This window comes from Phaeobacter sp. SYSU ZJ3003 (assembly GCF_041300735.1).
GTDB lineage: Bacteria > Pseudomonadota > Alphaproteobacteria > Rhodobacterales > Rhodobacteraceae > Phycobacter > Phycobacter gallaeciensis_A.
This window is the reverse complement of record NZ_PXNU01000028.1, coordinates 73566-87602: the sequence shown is the minus strand read 5'-3', so window position 1 is coordinate 87602 and position 14037 is coordinate 73566. Positions and strand designations below refer to the sequence as shown.

Genomic DNA, 14037 nt, shown 5'->3' with positions numbered 1-14037 from the left:
TATCGGTGACGTATCACGGCGATCAGGACTGCCCGCAAAAACGATCCGCTACTACGAGGATATTGGCCTGATCTACCCGCAGCGTAGCGAGAACGGGTATCGCAGCTTTCGTGAACAGGACCTGCACAAGCTGGCCTTCCTCGGCCGCGCTCGCACGCTTGGCTTTACCATTGAAACCTGCCGGGCGCTGATGGCGCTATACGAGGACGAGGGCCGGGAAAGCGCGCAGGTCAAGCGCATTGCCGAAGAGCATCTGGCCCAGATCGACGAGAAGATCACTCAGCTCCAGTCGATGCGTGACACGCTGGATCAACTGGTGCATGCCTGCGCGGGAGATCACCGCCCGGATTGCCCCATCCTGAAGGATTTGGCGCGAAACACGACTGACAAAAATATTGGGGAGCCTGTGGTGCGTCGATGACGCAAACGTGAATTCGCGGGTGCTGTATGGGGTGGGCTTTCGGACGCGGAGAAAGTGCTGTTTTCGCGAGACCTCTAAGGTTTTTTCAAAGCGCGACCAAAGGATGAGGCAGGGCAAAGGCTAGCGCGGCGGCGCATGCGGTATCTGAGTGATCTGCCGCGTCGAGACTTCGGCGTCGGTCTGTTTCCATTTCCCATAGAACACCTCCTGGTTCCTCAGTTGCTGCTCTCCACTTTCTTGGGGCAAGTCCATCAGTTCTCAGTCCGGGATCGAGCGCCGCTTCAGTTTCGAACTTGCTTTCGCGCTGTCTGGTTGTGATGAACCCAAGCGATCTGTCGCGGCGCGAGTTGGCCGTGCAATTCACTGACACGGAAAAGTATTTTGTGTCAGAGGCTTCGGTCTATCGCATCCTCAACGCCTATGACCTGATCACCAGCTTGGCCTATTTGTTTCTGCCCGCCTCTGACTAGTTCCGTGACAAGACGACCCGATCGAACCAGCTTTGGCAGACCGACGTTACCTACCTGAAGGTCATCGGCTGGGCTGGTTTTCCTCTGTCCACGAGCCTCGACGATTACAGCCGCTACATCATCGCCTGGAAACTTTGCACGACGATAAAGTCAGGCGATGTGACCGACACGCTCTACCTTGCGCTGCAGGCTTCGGGTTGTGATCAGGCGAAGGTTCTGTACAAGCCCCGCCTGCTCAGTGACAACGGGTCGAGTTACATCTCGGGCGAGTTCGCCGATTGGCTGGAAGATCGGCAGATGGATCATGTCCGCGGTGCCCCATATCATCCGCACCCCCGGGGCAAGATCGAGCGCTGGCACCAGACCCTGAAGAACCGCATTCTGCTGGAGAACTACTTCCTGCCCGACGATCTCAGGTAGAAGATCGACGCATTCGTCGAGCGTTACAACCGCCGACGATACCACGAGAGCTTGCAGATGCGAATGCTTTCACGGTTGATTGGCGTGACCATGCTATCGTGTTTGAGAGTGACCAAGAAAGGCGAGCTGCCCCTGAAACTGGCCGCCATAGACGCCGGAGGACCGGGGCATCGTAATGGGAAGAAGCACAAGACCGGCCGCCATGGCAGCGGCCAGTGCCAGTGCAAGAAGAGAAGTCATTTCTTTCATTTGCGGTTTCCACTTCCTGGGCTGAATGGTTTTAAAGACGCACTGGCCGTCTGGCGCATGGCGTACTCAAGGTATCGTTACATGTTTTGTACGGTGTTCCGGGGGCGGGGGTCTTGGCAGGTTCTGCCAGCCATATGACCCTATCTGCCAAACCGGGGGGCCACGCTGCAGTTATTGGGTCGCTGCAGCCTGCCGGTATTGGGCAGGTGCCTGGCCAACCCAGCGTTTGAAGGCGCGGCTGAAAGTACTCTGTTCGGAAAATCCGGTGAGGAATGCGATCTCGGCGATCGAGAAGTCGCTTGTGGTCAGCAGTTCATGGGCAAGTTGGGTTTGGGCCTGTTTCAGGGCCTCTCGATAAGTCAGCCCCTCTTCGGACAGGCGGCGGTAGAGAGTGCGTTCGCTCATCCCCATGGCGCGCGCGATGTCGCCCGCTTGCGGCAAGCCATGTTTCAGGGCCTGTGACAGGTGGCGCATCAGATCGGTCATCAGCGGTGGGTTCTTGTGCAAGGCACACATTTCCTCATCCAGATGCCGGATCAGGAAGTCGGACACCGCCTTGTCTCCGAGTCGGACCGGCAGATCCAGCGCGGTGGAGGGCAGGGCGAGGGCGTCCCGGTCTGCTTCAAAGTGAACCTCGCAGCCAAAATACTCGGCATAGCGTTCAGGCGTGCCTCGGCAGGGGTGACGAAAGGATGCATAGGATAACTGGATATCCTGTCCCAACAGGCAGCGGATCTTGTGAGCAAAGCTGGCCAATGCGCATTCATTGCGAAATTGCAGGACGGGATGAGTGACGGAACGCTCTTCGATGATCAGGCGAGCAGGATCCTGAGTGTCATCAAAAAGATAATCGACAGTGTCGGTCATGAGCCGGAAATAGCGCTCGATAAGGCGCATGGAGCTGCGTAGATCAGGTGCCGTCTTGATCGCAAGCCCCAGCACCCCGAGATCGTCCAGCTGGATGGTCTCTGCGTAAGTGGAAATGAGAGCGACCTCATCTTCCTGGGTGCTCCGTATCCAGTCCAGAGCGTTGAAATACTCGGCCTCGGGCATGATCCCATCCGCGCCCGGCCGAAAGCGATAAACAACTTTCCCTTCAGAGAGCAAAGCACCGTCGTCCGACATCGTCAGACCAGCGGCATTGGCCATCGTCGCCACAAATGTTGTTGTTACACTTGGCATTCGACTCTCCCTGTTTGGGAAACGAAGATAATTTATCTTTTGATTTAGGGATAGAGACTTCGGGGTGTCCTTGGCGCCACCACGGGCGTCGTTGCTGCGCCTGCCGGCTCCATTTGGGGGCCTGACGCGCTGTGGGGCGGTGGCAGCGCCTGCAATTTGGGGCTGGTCCGTCATGATGTGCCTCCTCCCTGATGATCCGTGAGTTAACTGATCAGTCAATGCTCTGCAGGGTGTACTGATCGGTACGCAAATGTCAATGTGATTCTTTTCTGCTCCGCTCTCTTCACAAGTTGGAGAGGGGAAATCTAATACTTTTCAGTGGTTTAATAACTTTTTTGCAAAGTTTTCGCGCGCGTGAGTGAAAACGGATCGGTACACCTTTGAGGTGAGTTCGGCGGTGCGATCATGAAGCAAGGTCGTGGGCAGGGCGCCGTCTAGGCCGATCGTGATAGCGACATGCCGTGGCGCCCGCAGAACCCAGCCAGACGGAGGCTCGCTGAGTAAATGGAAATCACGCCACATCCGAAGCGTTCTCAGACGCCTGCAACATGGCAGCAGGGCACTGCGACGTTAGCCGCAACGGGAAAGGCTCGCCAACTATGGCAGGCGCGGCATCCAACATGATGTGCCCGAAGTTCTTTGCCTTGTTACTTTACGCCAAGGCCCATCTGCATCAGGGTCCGGCGCACCGGCGCCATTGAATAGAGCGCATTGAGGCCAAAGGCACGTAGATCGCGCAGCGGGCGCGGTGCCAGCATCGAGGTGCGGTTCAACAGGTCGATGCCTTTGACGCGCAGCATGATGTCCTTGTGGCGGGCCTTGTTGTAGGCCTCCAGCATCGCAGCATCGCCCAATTCCTCGGGGCGGGCCTCGGCCAGTTCCAGCAGACAGCGCAAATCGCTCAACGACATGTTCAGCCCTTGGGCGCCGATTGGCGGCACCACGTGGGCCGCCTCTGCCATCAGCGCCAACCGCTCGCCGTTCAGCCGCTCAGCCGACTGGCTGATGATCGGCCAGATGGTCCGGCGCGAGGCCAGCGTCAGATCGCCCAGCAAGCCACAGCTGCGCCGGGTCATCGCGGCCTCGAACTCTGCCGTCTCCATCTGCAGCAACTCGCTCGCCCGCGGACCGCGTTCCATCCAGACTACGGCTGAGGACGGCAAGCCTTGATAGTCGGGCAGGGGGACCAGGGTGAATGGCCCGCCCGAGCGGTGGATTTCGGTCGAGACGTTTTCATGTGGGACCGGATGGGTTACCGCAAAGGCCAGCGCCTTTTGCCCGTATCGGGTGGTCTTGACCGGAATGCCTGCGGCCTCTCGCATCGGGGAATTGCGCCCGTCGCAAGCAAGAACCAGTTTTGCCTTTTGCTGGCTGCCGTCGGTTAGGGTCACGCGGGCTTCATTCAGGCGGGTGAACAGCTGCGTGGTGCCAACGCCGGTGCGGAAATCCACATTCGGCAGATCAGCCAGCGCTGCGACCAGCTCCCGGCGCAACAGCCAATTGGGCAGGTTCCAGCCAAAGGGCTGGTCCGAGATATCGGCGGCGTTGAAATCCCGCACCACCCGCGGTTCGGGGTGCTCTCCGCCAGCATCGACGATGCGCATGATCTGGAGGGGGGCGGCGTGATCAGCAAGCCGGGCCCAAAGGCCACAACGCTCCAGCAACTCGCGGGCGGGCTGCAGGACTGCGGTGGTGCGCAGGTCGGAGCCATCGACGTCCCGCTCGGTAATCGGGGGGGCCGGATCGACGCAGATCACCCGGAATCCTGCAGAGCCAAAAGTGGCGGCGGCTGTCAGTCCGGCAATACCGCCGCCGGAAATCAGGATGTCACAAGTCTGGTCCATGGCTGCCGCCTTTCATCGTCCGTCTGCCCTGAGATATGCCCCAAGGCAGAGGAATGACAAGCGGCATATGGTCCTTATCCGCGCGTGATCAGGATCAAGAGCGTGAACATCACCGGCACAAGGCACAGGGCCGGAATATAAAGACCGGGAACGCCGAACATGACGACCGAACAGCCCCAGAGGCTGACGAAGGTGCCAAGCGCGTAATAGATATTGTCCTTGGCGCCATAGGCGACCTCTTTGCAAATCCGGCCCAGAAGGGGGATGGCAAACAGCAGCCGCTGCCAGAGAGACAGGCGTTCGGGGAGGGTATAAGCAGTCATATCGCGTTTCCTGTATGTATTACTGCGGCTTCATCTAGGTCAGGAAAGGTGACTGTTGCAGGCGAGATTTCGTCGCAGTCTGCTTACGCGTGGAAAACCGCTCAGCTGAGCCGCAGATTGGCGCAGCTCGGCCGCCACCCTGCCGCGCTGGGCGAGCCGGTGCAGTCATTGGACGCGCGATGTCGGCCTTATAAAATGCGGCTCAAAAACCCAGACAGGTCATCGGTGTGGTGATGGATGTGGTCTTCGTCATGCGGGTCAGGCGCGACATGGACGGTGCGCATGCCCATGGCGTGCGGTGCAGCCAGGTTGCGGGGATCATCCTCGAACATGGCAGCGCTTTGTGGCGCAATGCCCGCCTTGGCAAACACGGTGTCGAATGCCTGCCGTTCCGGTTTTGGCCGGTAATCGGCATGTTCGACTCCGTAGATCCCGTCAAACAGCCCAGCTAGACCGCGCGCTTCAAGAACCCGCTCGGCATAGGGGGCGCTGCCGTTGGTATAGACGATCCGCCGCCCCGGTAGATCCCTGATCCGGGCGGCAAGCTCGGCATCCGGGTCCAGCGGCGCAAAGGAAATGTCGTGCACCGCAACCAGATAGGGATCGGGATCGATGCCGTGCTCTTGCATCAGCCCGGCCAGGGTGGTGCCATGTTCACGCCAGTAGTGTTTGCGCAGACGGTCGGCCTCGGCGTGATCCACGCCCAGTTCGGCCATCACATAATCGGTCATCTTGACCTCGATCTGATCGAACAGCCGCGCCGAGGGCGGGTAAAGCGTGTTGTCGAGGTCGAAGACCCAGTGACGGACATGAGAGAAATGTGATTTGACCATGCCCTTCGATTAAGTTGGATGCAGCTGTTTTGCAATGCAGCGCGGCTTTTCTGGCCTGCGTGATTTCGGCGCAAATTGAGCAAGAGGCTTGATTGGCCGGGGTCGCACTGTAGAAAAGACCGGATGAAATCCCACGGAAAAACCATGAACCACCACCGCAGCAATCAGAAAGACGCCTATGCGCTGATCCTTGAAGCCATCGACGTAGGCGTCTACCGGCCCGGCGACCGACTGGTGGAAAGTGATCTGGCCGAACGCTTTGGCGTCTCCCGCACGCCGATCCGCGAAGCCCTGCAACGGCTTGAAACGCAATCGCTGCTGGAGCGGGACGGCAGGTCGCTGATCGTGGCCTCGCTGGATCATAACCAGATGGCCGAGCTCTATGTGGTGCGGCGCGAACTGGAAGGTCTGGCGGCCCGGCTTGCCGCGCAGCACGCCACCGAAGAAGAGATCCGTGTCCTGCAGGAGATGGTGAAGGCCGATGATCAGCTGGTCGATGATCCGACCGAGCTGGCCAAGGCGAACCGGCGCTTTCACGAACAGATCCACCTTGCCTCGCACAACCGCTATCTGGTCCAGCAGCTCAATCTGGTGCACCGGACCATGGCTCTGATGGCAACCACCTCGCTGGCGGCCAAGGGACGCGGCAAGATCGCGCAGTCCGAGCATAAGGGTATCGTGGATGCGATCAGCAGGCGCGATGCGGATGCTGCGGCAGATGCCCTGAAAGATCATATTTCTATCGCCTTCATGACCCGTCTGAAACAGGATGCTGGCGACCGCAGCAAAGGCTGAGCGTCAGGTTGCGTCTCTTGCAGGCAGGTCAACTCTGTGCGCTGCTGCAGGCCTCGGCCTGTAATGCGCTCCGTGTCTGTGGGTCATAATAATCGTCCGGCGCGTGGACCCCGTGATCGGTCTTGTCCCAGAAAAACGGATGAAAAACCAATTCATAGAGGCCCTTGTAGGCGGCGACGACTCCCATAGGATAATAGAACAGAAGGCAAGGTGCCCACAGGGCCAGCCATCGCCGACGGGTCACAAAGGCTGCGACAACAGCCGTTATCTGGTTCAGGAGCTCAAAAATTACGATGCTTGCGACGGCGAGCGCCAGCCAGCCTTCGGGAACCGTGTCTGCGCTGGGATGAGGCAGCCCCAAGGCGACGAGCCAGAAGCTCCACAGGAATGGCGCGAGCAGAAATTGCCCGACAGAGCACAGAAAGAAGATCTGGAAGCCGATGAACCGCCACCAGCCAAGATCCCGAAGAAGCTGCGCCGGGGATCGCATGTGGACGCAATAGGTTACCATGAAACCTTTGAGCCAGCGTGATCTCTGCTTGATCCAGGGCCAAGGGCGGCAATTGGCCTCTTCATAGGTGGTGGAGGCCAGCATCTCGGTCCGGTAGCCTGCCCGGAACAGGCGCACACCCAGGTCCGCGTCCTCGGTCACGTTGTGGGCGTCCCAGCCGCCGACGCGGTCCAGAATGTCGCGCCGGATGAACATGGTGGTGCCGCCAAGCGGAACGACCAGCCCCATGCGTGCAATTCCATGCAGGATAATGCGGAACCAGCTGGCGTATTCCAGCGTAAAGCAGCGCGCGATCCAGCTGGCGCGAGGATTGTAATAATCCAGGACGCCTTGCACACAGGCCAGTTCAGGAGGAGCATGGGCAAAGGCCGCAGCCACCCGGTGCAGCTGATCGGGCTGCGGCGCATCCTCGGCATCCCAGACGCCGATGATCTCACCCTGGCAGTGGTTCAGCGCGTAGTTCAGCGCCCGAGGCTTGGTCTTCAGGTCCGCATAGGCGGGCACCCTGATCACCCGGATCCAATGGGGCAGCCGGGCCTTTTGCACCGCCCGCAGGGTGATGGCGTCATCCTCTTCCAGCACCAGGATAACCTCCATAAGGTGGCGCGGATACCGCAGTTTCCGGAGCCGGTGCAAAAGCGCGCTGCTGATTTTTGCCTCACGGAACAAGGGCACCAGGACGGAGATGCGGGGCAATTGATCCGGTCGCAAAAGGCTGCGGTGGGGCAGGGGCGGGCGGTAACGCTCTGCAAGAAAGCCTGCGAGACCGATCACCCGAAAGCCAGTAAACAGCAGGAGCAGCGCAAGGGCCAGCGCGCTGAAGGCGTTGAAAACGAACATCGGAACCAGAATGGTCAGGCTCAGCACCATCCCAATCCACACCGCCATTGCCATATGGAGCCTGCCATGGGCGAGGAAGCGGCTGCTCATCTCGGACGGCACGCTTACGCTGGCGTTCCGGACCATCCGGTGCCGCAGGGTGCGCGTCAGAAGGTCCTGCACCTGCACCTTGCGGGCAAGAACCGGTATCACGGTGCCAAAGGCATTGCGCAGTTGTGCCTGAACCCGGTCGGCCTGGCTGAGATCGGCCATGGCCACAACGATGGAATCCCCCAGCCGCATCCAGGGCACGGCAGAGTTTCGCAGCCAGAAGGCCGGGGGCATTTTGTGTAGAAGGATTGGGTCAGGGCGGGCTTTTGCGACCTCGACATAGCGAAAAAAATCTGGGTCAGAGGCTTTGTTCCCCTGGGACGTTCGCGCGCTTTTTTCAAAGGATCGCGTGGTCCTTGGCAACATGGACTGCTGGCTGTCTGGCAGGGATTTTCCATGCTGCCGCAGCGTTAGCGCACGGAGAGCTGCGTCCGCCGGTGGTCCGGCGCTGGGCGCTGGCGGCTGGCGCGGTTTGATTCTAGCCGGAGGGGGGCCGAAAGCGGAATGGTTCCTATTTTTTTGGTTCTGACGCGCGGTGAGATGAACCTGCGCCTGATGCGCCCGGATGAGCGCACTTGCCGGAAGTCGCAATCCCTGTGTGTGTTTGCCCATGTCAAATCAACCCCAGATGGAAGGTGGGGCTACGGTTGCCGCCCATGGTTAATGGGCGGTTAACAGTGCTGAGCTTGGGGTTTTCCCGGGGGTCTTTTTACGAAGCCTTGCGGGTCGCCATGGCTTCCGCAAAACGTTCGAAAAGGTAAAAACTGTCCTGCGGACCGGGGCTTGCCTCCGGGTGGTGCTGTACAGAATAGACAGGGCGCCCGGTCATGGCGATGCCACAGTTGGAGCCGTCAAAGAGCGAAATGTGGGTCTCTTCCACGCCTTCGGGCAGGGACTGCGCGTCTACTGCGAACCCGTGGTTCATCGAGGTGATCTCAACCTTGCCGGTGGAATGCTCTTTCACCGGGTGGTTCGCCCCATGGTGGCCGTGGTTCATCTTGACCGTCTTACCACCCAGCGCCAGCGCCAGCATCTGGTGTCCAAGGCAGATGCCAAAGACGGGCAGATCGGTGGTGTCGAGTATCGCCTTGATCATCGGCACGGCATAGGCGCCGGTGGCCGCCGGATCGCCAGGGCCATTGGACAGGAACACTCCGTCAGGATTATGGGCGAGCACCTCTTCGGCCGTGGCCGTCGCAGGCAGAACGGTCACATCGCAGCCCGCAGAAGCCAAGCAGCGCAGGATGTTGCGCTTGGCGCCATAGTCGACGGCGACAACTTTGTGCTGGGGGGCCTCCTGACGGGTATAGCCTTCGGGCCAGGCCCACCGCATTTCGTCCCAGCGATAGCTTTGGGCGCAGGTGACGTCCTTGGCCAGATCCAGACCTTCCAGACCGGACCAGCCACGGGCGGCAGCAACCAATGCTTCCACGTCGAAGTTGCCTTCCGGATCATGCGCCAGCGCCGCATGCGGAGCGCCCTGCTGGCGGATCGCGCGGGTCAGGCGCCGGGTGTCGATGCCGCCGATGGCGATGCGTCCAGTGCGGGTCAGCCAGGCTTTCAGCTCTTCGGTGGCGCGCCAGTTGGAGGCCAGCGTCGGGTCCCATTTCACCACCATGCCAGCCGCAACCGGATCGCCGGTTTCGTCATCCTCGGGAGTGACGCCGGTGTTGCCGATATGCGGGAAGGTAAAGGTCACGATTTGCCCGGCATAAGACGGGTCGGTCATGATCTCCTGATAGCCGGTCATCGCGGTGTTGAAACACAGCTCGGCCACGGTTCGTCCTGTTGCGCCGAACCCGGTTCCGTAAAAGACGGTTCCATCAGCAAGCGCAAGGCACGCGGTTGGCTTGGACGGTGCGGTATCGGCCATGACACGACTCTCCATGAGGTGAAATTCAAGGGCTTGTAGGGGGTGGTTCAGAGCGGGTCAAGAGCGCTGCGCACAGGCGCGACAAAGCCTGCAGGCAAAGGGCGTCAGAGCGCGCGCTTGAAATGCGGCTTTCAATTGGATAAACGTCCGAATTCCGATGCCATGGGGATGGGTACAGAAAATGGATACGCGTACACGGGTCAATCAGGCCCTGAAGCAGGCCATGAAAGACAAGGCAGCCGAACGGCTGGCAACGCTTCGCCTGATCAATGCCGCGATCAAGGACAAGGAAATCGCCGCGCGCGGTGATGGTGAGGAAGGCAGTATCGGCGATGCTGAAATCCTCGGGATCCTGGGCAAGATGACCAAGCAGCGCAACGAAAGCGCCCGCGCCTATGAAGAGGGCGGTCGTCTGGATCTGGCTGAGCGGGAACTGGCGGAAATTACCATCATCGAAGAATTCCTGCCCAAACAGCTGACCGAAGAAGAGATCCGCAGCGCGGTCAAGAGCGCGGTCAGCGACACCGGTGCGGCCTCGATCCGGGATATGGGCAAGGTCATGGGTGTTCTGAAGTCCAAATACACCGGGCAGGTCGATTTTGGCCTTGTCGGCCCAATGGTCAAGGACGAGCTGTGCTCTGAAGGCGGCTGCTGAGGCAGCTGCCGGAACGGGCATTCGCCGCGAAAAATTGAATGCGTAAAAAGGCCCGCATCGCTGCGGGCTTTTTGCTTTTATGGCAGTTCGGCATCCAGAGCGCCGACCACGGCCCCGGCCTTGCGCAGGAAATCTTCGCGTACCTTTGCGGCAAAGGGATTGGCCTCTGCAATTGCGGCAAAGACGGCAGGGGGGTCCCCCTGAACCATCTGCACCGCTTCGACCAGCCGGTCAAAGCTGGCAGTCGTCATCCGGGCGGGCAGGGGGCCCATGTCGGACAGGGTCCGGGCAATTAGGTGCGTCAGCCCCTGAACGGTGGCGGCCTCAATATCGTGCTGCTCGGCGGTGGTCAGAATCACCTGTAGGCCCAACACCGTTCTGAGAAAGGCCGCCAGGGGCAGGTGAGACCTGCCGCGTATGTTGCAAAGGGCAATCTTGTGACCAGCGAGGCCAGCGCGGGCGCTTTGCGGGCCAAAAAGAGGGTGGGTGCCCACGAGGTCAACATGATCCGGCAGGCGGCTTTGCATGATTTGTACCGGCTCCAGCTTGACCGAGCCGACATCCGCGACAATGGCGCCGGGCTGAAGGTATGTGCGGATCTCACTACATACGCTCCCGATGGCATGAACCGGCACCGCGAGGATCACCAACGGGCAACCAGCGGCCGTGGCCAGATCGCCGGAGCGCTGGTTCGGTCCTGAGATGGCGTCCGGTGGCAGGGCTGGATCGCAAATCACGAGCGGTACATGCGGCGACAGGTGGCGGGCGATCAGCTTACCGAATTGGCCAAAGCCGATCAGGCCAACCGTGTGGATATGAGGCATTGAAGTCATCGAAACGCTCCGGTGTGCCACGATACCGGAGGAGTGTCTGATTCTGCTGCTGACCGCCGGATCGCGGCGGGTGAACATCAAAACAGGTGTATGCGGCCGCCGTTATGGAAACAGCGGATAATAAACGGTGCTGAAAAGAGGCGTCGTTTTACACATGCAGGCTGAGTAGCCCGCGGACCGGGGAAAGTCAAAACCCGATTTCAGCAGGCTCAGCCCCGCAGTGCCGATTGCAGGTCGTCATAGAGTGCCTTGCGCTCATCCTCGGACAGGAAGGCGCCGATCTCGACCTCCCGGCCTCCGCCGCGCAGGGTCACGTAATTGGGCACTGGTCCATCATGGGCGTGCAGTTGGACGGTGGTCCAATGGCGATTGCAATGCCAGCTTTGATGTCCGCCGCGGGGGCCGGTGCGCTCCAGCCGGGCCTCTTCTGGGCCCAGCGTCAGGACCTCCAGGATCTGCCGGTCGCGTCGGCTGCGGTCCAGCGCCCATTTCATGCCGAAGAGGGTGATCAAAAGAAACGGCAAAAGCCCCCAAAGAACGAAGGATCCAAGTAGCGGCAGCAGGGGCACCGCAATCAGAACGGCAGTCAGGGCCAGAAACCGCACGTAGCCTTCGACGGGCAGGGATTGATGCGGCCACAGGTGCAACTCTCGAGGGGCATCGCTATCTGCGGCGCTGTCGGTGGGGGTCCAGTTGTAGGGCATGAGACGAGCAGGATGTAGGGATTGGATAGAGCTTTGAAGTATGGTCCCGGAGGGCAGGTTTTCAAGGCGCGCTTTGTCGCAAAAGACATGATTGAAGCTACGAAAAAAAGGCCCCGGAGCAGATGCTCCGGGGCCTTTTGTTTTACTGTGCCATCCACCTTTTAGTGGGAGTGGGAACGATCCCAGTCTTCCTGCTTGGGCAGGATTTCAAAGGTGTGCTCGGGCGGCGGCGAGGGCAGCGTCCACTCAAGCGTATCGGCATATTCGTTCCAGTAGTTGTTCTGGGTGATGCGTGCGCCGCGCAGCAGCGAGTAGATCACGACACCGAAGAAGAACACGAAGGATGCGAAGGACAGGAATGCGCCGTAGGACGAGATCTTGTTCCAGTAGGCGAAGCCTTCGGGATAGTCGATGTAACGACGCGGCATGCCCTGACGGCCCAGGAAGTGCTGGGGGAAGAAGGTCAGGTTTGCACCGATGAAGAACATCCAGAAGTGAATCTGAGCGCCGATCTCGGAGTACTGCTTGCCGGTCATCTTGCCGAAGTAGAAGTAGATGCCTGCGAAGATCGCGAAGACAGCACCCAGCGACATCACGTAGTGGAAGTGAGCAACCACATAGTAGGTGTCGTGATAGGCACGGTCCACGGCGGCCTGCGACAGAACCACACCGGTCACACCACCAACGGTGAACAGGAACAGGAAGCCGAAAGCGAACATCATGGGCGCTTTGAACTCGATGGAGCCGCCCCACATGGTTGCGATCCAGGAGAAGACCTTAACCCCGGTGGGAACCGCGATGACCATCGTCGCCAGCATGAAGTAGGCCTGCTGGTTCAGCGACATACCGACGGTATACATGTGGTGTGCCCAGACGACGAAGCCCAGAACACCGATCGCAATGATCGCCCAGACCATCGGCAGGTAACCGAAGACCGGCTTCTTCGAGAAGGTCGCGATCACGTGGGAGATGATACCAAAGCCCGGCAGGATCACGATGTACACTTCCGGGTGGCCGAAGAACCACAGGATGTGCTGGTACAGGATCGGGTCACCACCGCCTGCGGGGTCAAAGAAGGTAAAGCCGAAGTTACGGTCCATCAGCAGCATGGTGATGGCGCCAGCCAGAACCGGCAGGGACAGCAGGATCAGCCAGGAGGTAACAAAGATCGACCAGGAGAACAGCGGCACCTTGAACAGGGTCATGCCGGGGGCACGCATGTTCAGGAAGGTGGTGATCATGTTGATCGCGCCGAGGATCGACGAGGCACCCGAAACGTGGACGGCGAAGATCGCCAGGTCCATCGAGAAACCGCCTTCGTTGACCGACAGCGGCGGGTAGAGAACCCAGCCCACGCCAGACCCCATCTGGTCGTTGCCGCCCGGTGCCAGCACCGAGGCAACCGCCAGCGAGGTACCAGCCACGTAGAGCCAGAAGCTGAGGTTGTTCATCCGCGGGAACGCCATGTCCGGCGCGCCGATCTGCAGCGGCATGAAGTAGTTGCCGAAACCGCCGAACAGTGCCGGGATGACCACGAAGAACATCATCAGGATGCCGTGCGCGGTGATCAGAACGTTCCAGAGGTGTCCGTTCGGGGTACATTCGCCCGGAACAGATGCCGCCATCGTGCTCAAGAAGCCGCTGATGAGACCTTTGTCCAGGTGCTCCATGCACATGTACTGAACGCCGGGGTCCATCAGCTCAAGCCGCATGAACACGGTGAACGCGACGGAAATGAAACCTGCAAGCGCCGAAACGATCAGGTAGAGAATGCCGATATCCTTATGGTTCGTGCTCATGAACCAGCGGGTGAAAAAACCGCGCTCGTCTTCGTGGCCGTGACCATGAATGGCTGCGTCTGCCATTTAAGGTGCCTCCTGTTGCAAAACTTAAGGCCACTGGGAGGGTTTCCGGGCGGCCTAGACTCGATGTTGGTTTTAGAGCGCCCTTAAAGGGCCTTCAATGGCGGAGTTTGATCTGGATCAAGAATAATT

The 14037-nt window shown here is 59.8% G+C and carries 13 protein-coding genes and 1 pseudogene; 4 read left to right on the top strand and 10 right to left on the bottom strand.

Annotated elements, in window-relative coordinates; translation table 11 throughout:
• Position 1 precedes the first annotated feature (1 nt).
• Both cueR and C6W91_RS11330 read left to right on the top strand, forming a co-directional pair.
• Positions 2–421 carry a Cu(I)-responsive transcriptional regulator gene (gene cueR / locus C6W91_RS11335; RefSeq protein ID WP_370570825.1) on the top strand — a complete coding sequence of 140 codons (420 nt, stop codon included), beginning with the start codon at positions 2–4 and terminating at the stop codon, positions 419–421.
• A gap of 311 nt (positions 422–732) precedes the next feature.
• Positions 733–1308: pseudogene (locus tag C6W91_RS11330) on the top strand (transposase); the annotation flags it as partial.
• Between the two features lie 96 nt (positions 1309–1404).
• Here the strand turns inward: C6W91_RS11330 and C6W91_RS11325 are convergent.
• The 5 genes from C6W91_RS11325 to C6W91_RS11305 form a co-directional block, all read right to left on the bottom strand.
• The gene (locus C6W91_RS11325; protein ID WP_274839873.1) at positions 1405–1560 is read right to left on the bottom strand and encodes a hypothetical protein; all 156 of its coding nucleotides are present in this window, start codon (positions 1558–1560) and stop codon (positions 1405–1407) included.
• A gap of 171 nt (positions 1561–1731) precedes the next feature.
• Complete coding sequence (locus tag C6W91_RS11320) at positions 1732–2916, bottom strand: AraC family transcriptional regulator (RefSeq protein WP_274866707.1); 1185 nt, start codon at positions 2914–2916, stop codon at positions 1732–1734.
• Positions 2917–3389: 473 nt separating this feature from the next.
• The gene (locus C6W91_RS11315) at positions 3390–4586 is read right to left on the bottom strand and encodes a UbiH/UbiF family hydroxylase (RefSeq protein ID WP_274866706.1); all 1197 of its coding nucleotides are present in this window, start codon (positions 4584–4586) and stop codon (positions 3390–3392) included.
• Between the two features lie 74 nt (positions 4587–4660).
• Positions 4661–4909 carry a hypothetical protein gene (locus C6W91_RS11310; protein ID WP_274829657.1) on the bottom strand — a complete coding sequence of 83 codons (249 nt, stop codon included), beginning with the start codon at positions 4907–4909 and terminating at the stop codon, positions 4661–4663.
• 188 nt (positions 4910–5097) lie between these two features.
• The gene (locus C6W91_RS11305; RefSeq protein WP_274829656.1) at positions 5098–5742 is read right to left on the bottom strand and encodes a pyrimidine 5'-nucleotidase; all 645 of its coding nucleotides are present in this window, start codon (positions 5740–5742) and stop codon (positions 5098–5100) included.
• A 144-nt stretch (positions 5743–5886) separates the two neighbouring features.
• Here C6W91_RS11305 and C6W91_RS11300 point away from each other — a divergent pair, with 144 nt between their 5' ends.
• The gene (locus C6W91_RS11300; protein ID WP_274866705.1) at positions 5887–6537 is read left to right on the top strand and encodes a GntR family transcriptional regulator; all 651 of its coding nucleotides are present in this window, start codon (positions 5887–5889) and stop codon (positions 6535–6537) included.
• A gap of 28 nt (positions 6538–6565) precedes the next feature.
• Here C6W91_RS11300 and C6W91_RS11295 read toward each other — a convergent pair whose 3' ends face one another.
• Both C6W91_RS11295 and carA read right to left on the bottom strand, forming a co-directional pair.
• Positions 6566–8344 (bottom strand): glycosyltransferase, encoded by a 1779-nt coding sequence (locus C6W91_RS11295; RefSeq protein ID WP_274866704.1) that lies wholly within the window; start codon positions 8342–8344, stop codon positions 6566–6568.
• Between the two features lie 343 nt (positions 8345–8687).
• The gene (carA, locus tag C6W91_RS11290) at positions 8688–9851 is read right to left on the bottom strand and encodes a glutamine-hydrolyzing carbamoyl-phosphate synthase small subunit (protein WP_274866703.1); all 1164 of its coding nucleotides are present in this window, start codon (positions 9849–9851) and stop codon (positions 8688–8690) included.
• Between the two features lie 181 nt (positions 9852–10032).
• On the opposite strand from carA, the gene C6W91_RS11285 reads away from it, so the two are divergent.
• Positions 10033–10506: a GatB/YqeY domain-containing protein gene (locus tag C6W91_RS11285; RefSeq protein ID WP_065271200.1), complete on the top strand. Its 474-nt coding sequence runs from the start codon at positions 10033–10035 to the stop codon at positions 10504–10506.
• Between the two features lie 77 nt (positions 10507–10583).
• On the opposite strand, the gene C6W91_RS11280 is transcribed toward C6W91_RS11285, so the two are convergent.
• The 3 genes from C6W91_RS11280 to C6W91_RS11270 form a co-directional block, all read right to left on the bottom strand.
• Positions 10584–11339 carry a prephenate dehydrogenase gene (locus C6W91_RS11280; protein WP_274866702.1) on the bottom strand — a complete coding sequence of 252 codons (756 nt, stop codon included), beginning with the start codon at positions 11337–11339 and terminating at the stop codon, positions 10584–10586.
• 209 nt (positions 11340–11548) lie between these two features.
• Positions 11549–12043 (bottom strand): DUF2244 domain-containing protein, encoded by a 495-nt coding sequence (locus C6W91_RS11275; protein WP_274866701.1) that lies wholly within the window; start codon positions 12041–12043, stop codon positions 11549–11551.
• A 161-nt stretch (positions 12044–12204) separates the two neighbouring features.
• Positions 12205–13908, bottom strand: coding sequence for a cytochrome c oxidase subunit 1 (locus C6W91_RS11270; protein ID WP_065271198.1), 1704 nt, complete (start codon positions 13906–13908; stop codon positions 12205–12207).
• Between the last annotated feature and the right edge of the window lie 129 nt (positions 13909–14037).

Bases quoted from the DNA above. Each gene is read 5' to 3' on its own strand.
- C6W91_RS11285 (WP_065271200.1), top strand. From the start codon at position 10,033: ATGGATACGCGTACACGGGTCAATCAGGCCCTGAAGCAGGCCATGAAA.
- C6W91_RS11275 (WP_274866701.1), bottom strand. From the start codon at position 12,043: ATGCCCTACAACTGGACCCCCACCGACAGCGCCGCAGATAGCGATGCC.
- C6W91_RS11305 (WP_274829656.1), bottom strand. From the start codon at position 5,742: ATGGTCAAATCACATTTCTCTCATGTCCGTCACTGGGTCTTCGACCTC.
- carA (WP_274866703.1), bottom strand. From the start codon at position 9,851: ATGGCCGATACCGCACCGTCCAAGCCAACCGCGTGCCTTGCGCTTGCT.
- C6W91_RS11315 (WP_274866706.1), bottom strand. From the start codon at position 4,586: ATGGACCAGACTTGTGACATCCTGATTTCCGGCGGCGGTATTGCCGGA.
- C6W91_RS11320 (WP_274866707.1), bottom strand. From the start codon at position 2,916: ATGACGGACCAGCCCCAAATTGCAGGCGCTGCCACCGCCCCACAGCGC.
- C6W91_RS11270 (WP_065271198.1), bottom strand. From the start codon at position 13,908: ATGGCAGACGCAGCCATTCATGGTCACGGCCACGAAGACGAGCGCGGT.
- C6W91_RS11325 (WP_274839873.1), bottom strand. From the start codon at position 1,560: ATGAAAGAAATGACTTCTCTTCTTGCACTGGCACTGGCCGCTGCCATG.
- C6W91_RS11280 (WP_274866702.1), bottom strand. From the start codon at position 11,339: ATGACTTCAATGCCTCATATCCACACGGTTGGCCTGATCGGCTTTGGC.
- C6W91_RS11300 (WP_274866705.1), top strand. From the start codon at position 5,887: ATGAACCACCACCGCAGCAATCAGAAAGACGCCTATGCGCTGATCCTT.
- C6W91_RS11295 (WP_274866704.1), bottom strand. From the start codon at position 8,344: ATGTTGCCAAGGACCACGCGATCCTTTGAAAAAAGCGCGCGAACGTCC.
- C6W91_RS11310 (WP_274829657.1), bottom strand. From the start codon at position 4,909: ATGACTGCTTATACCCTCCCCGAACGCCTGTCTCTCTGGCAGCGGCTG.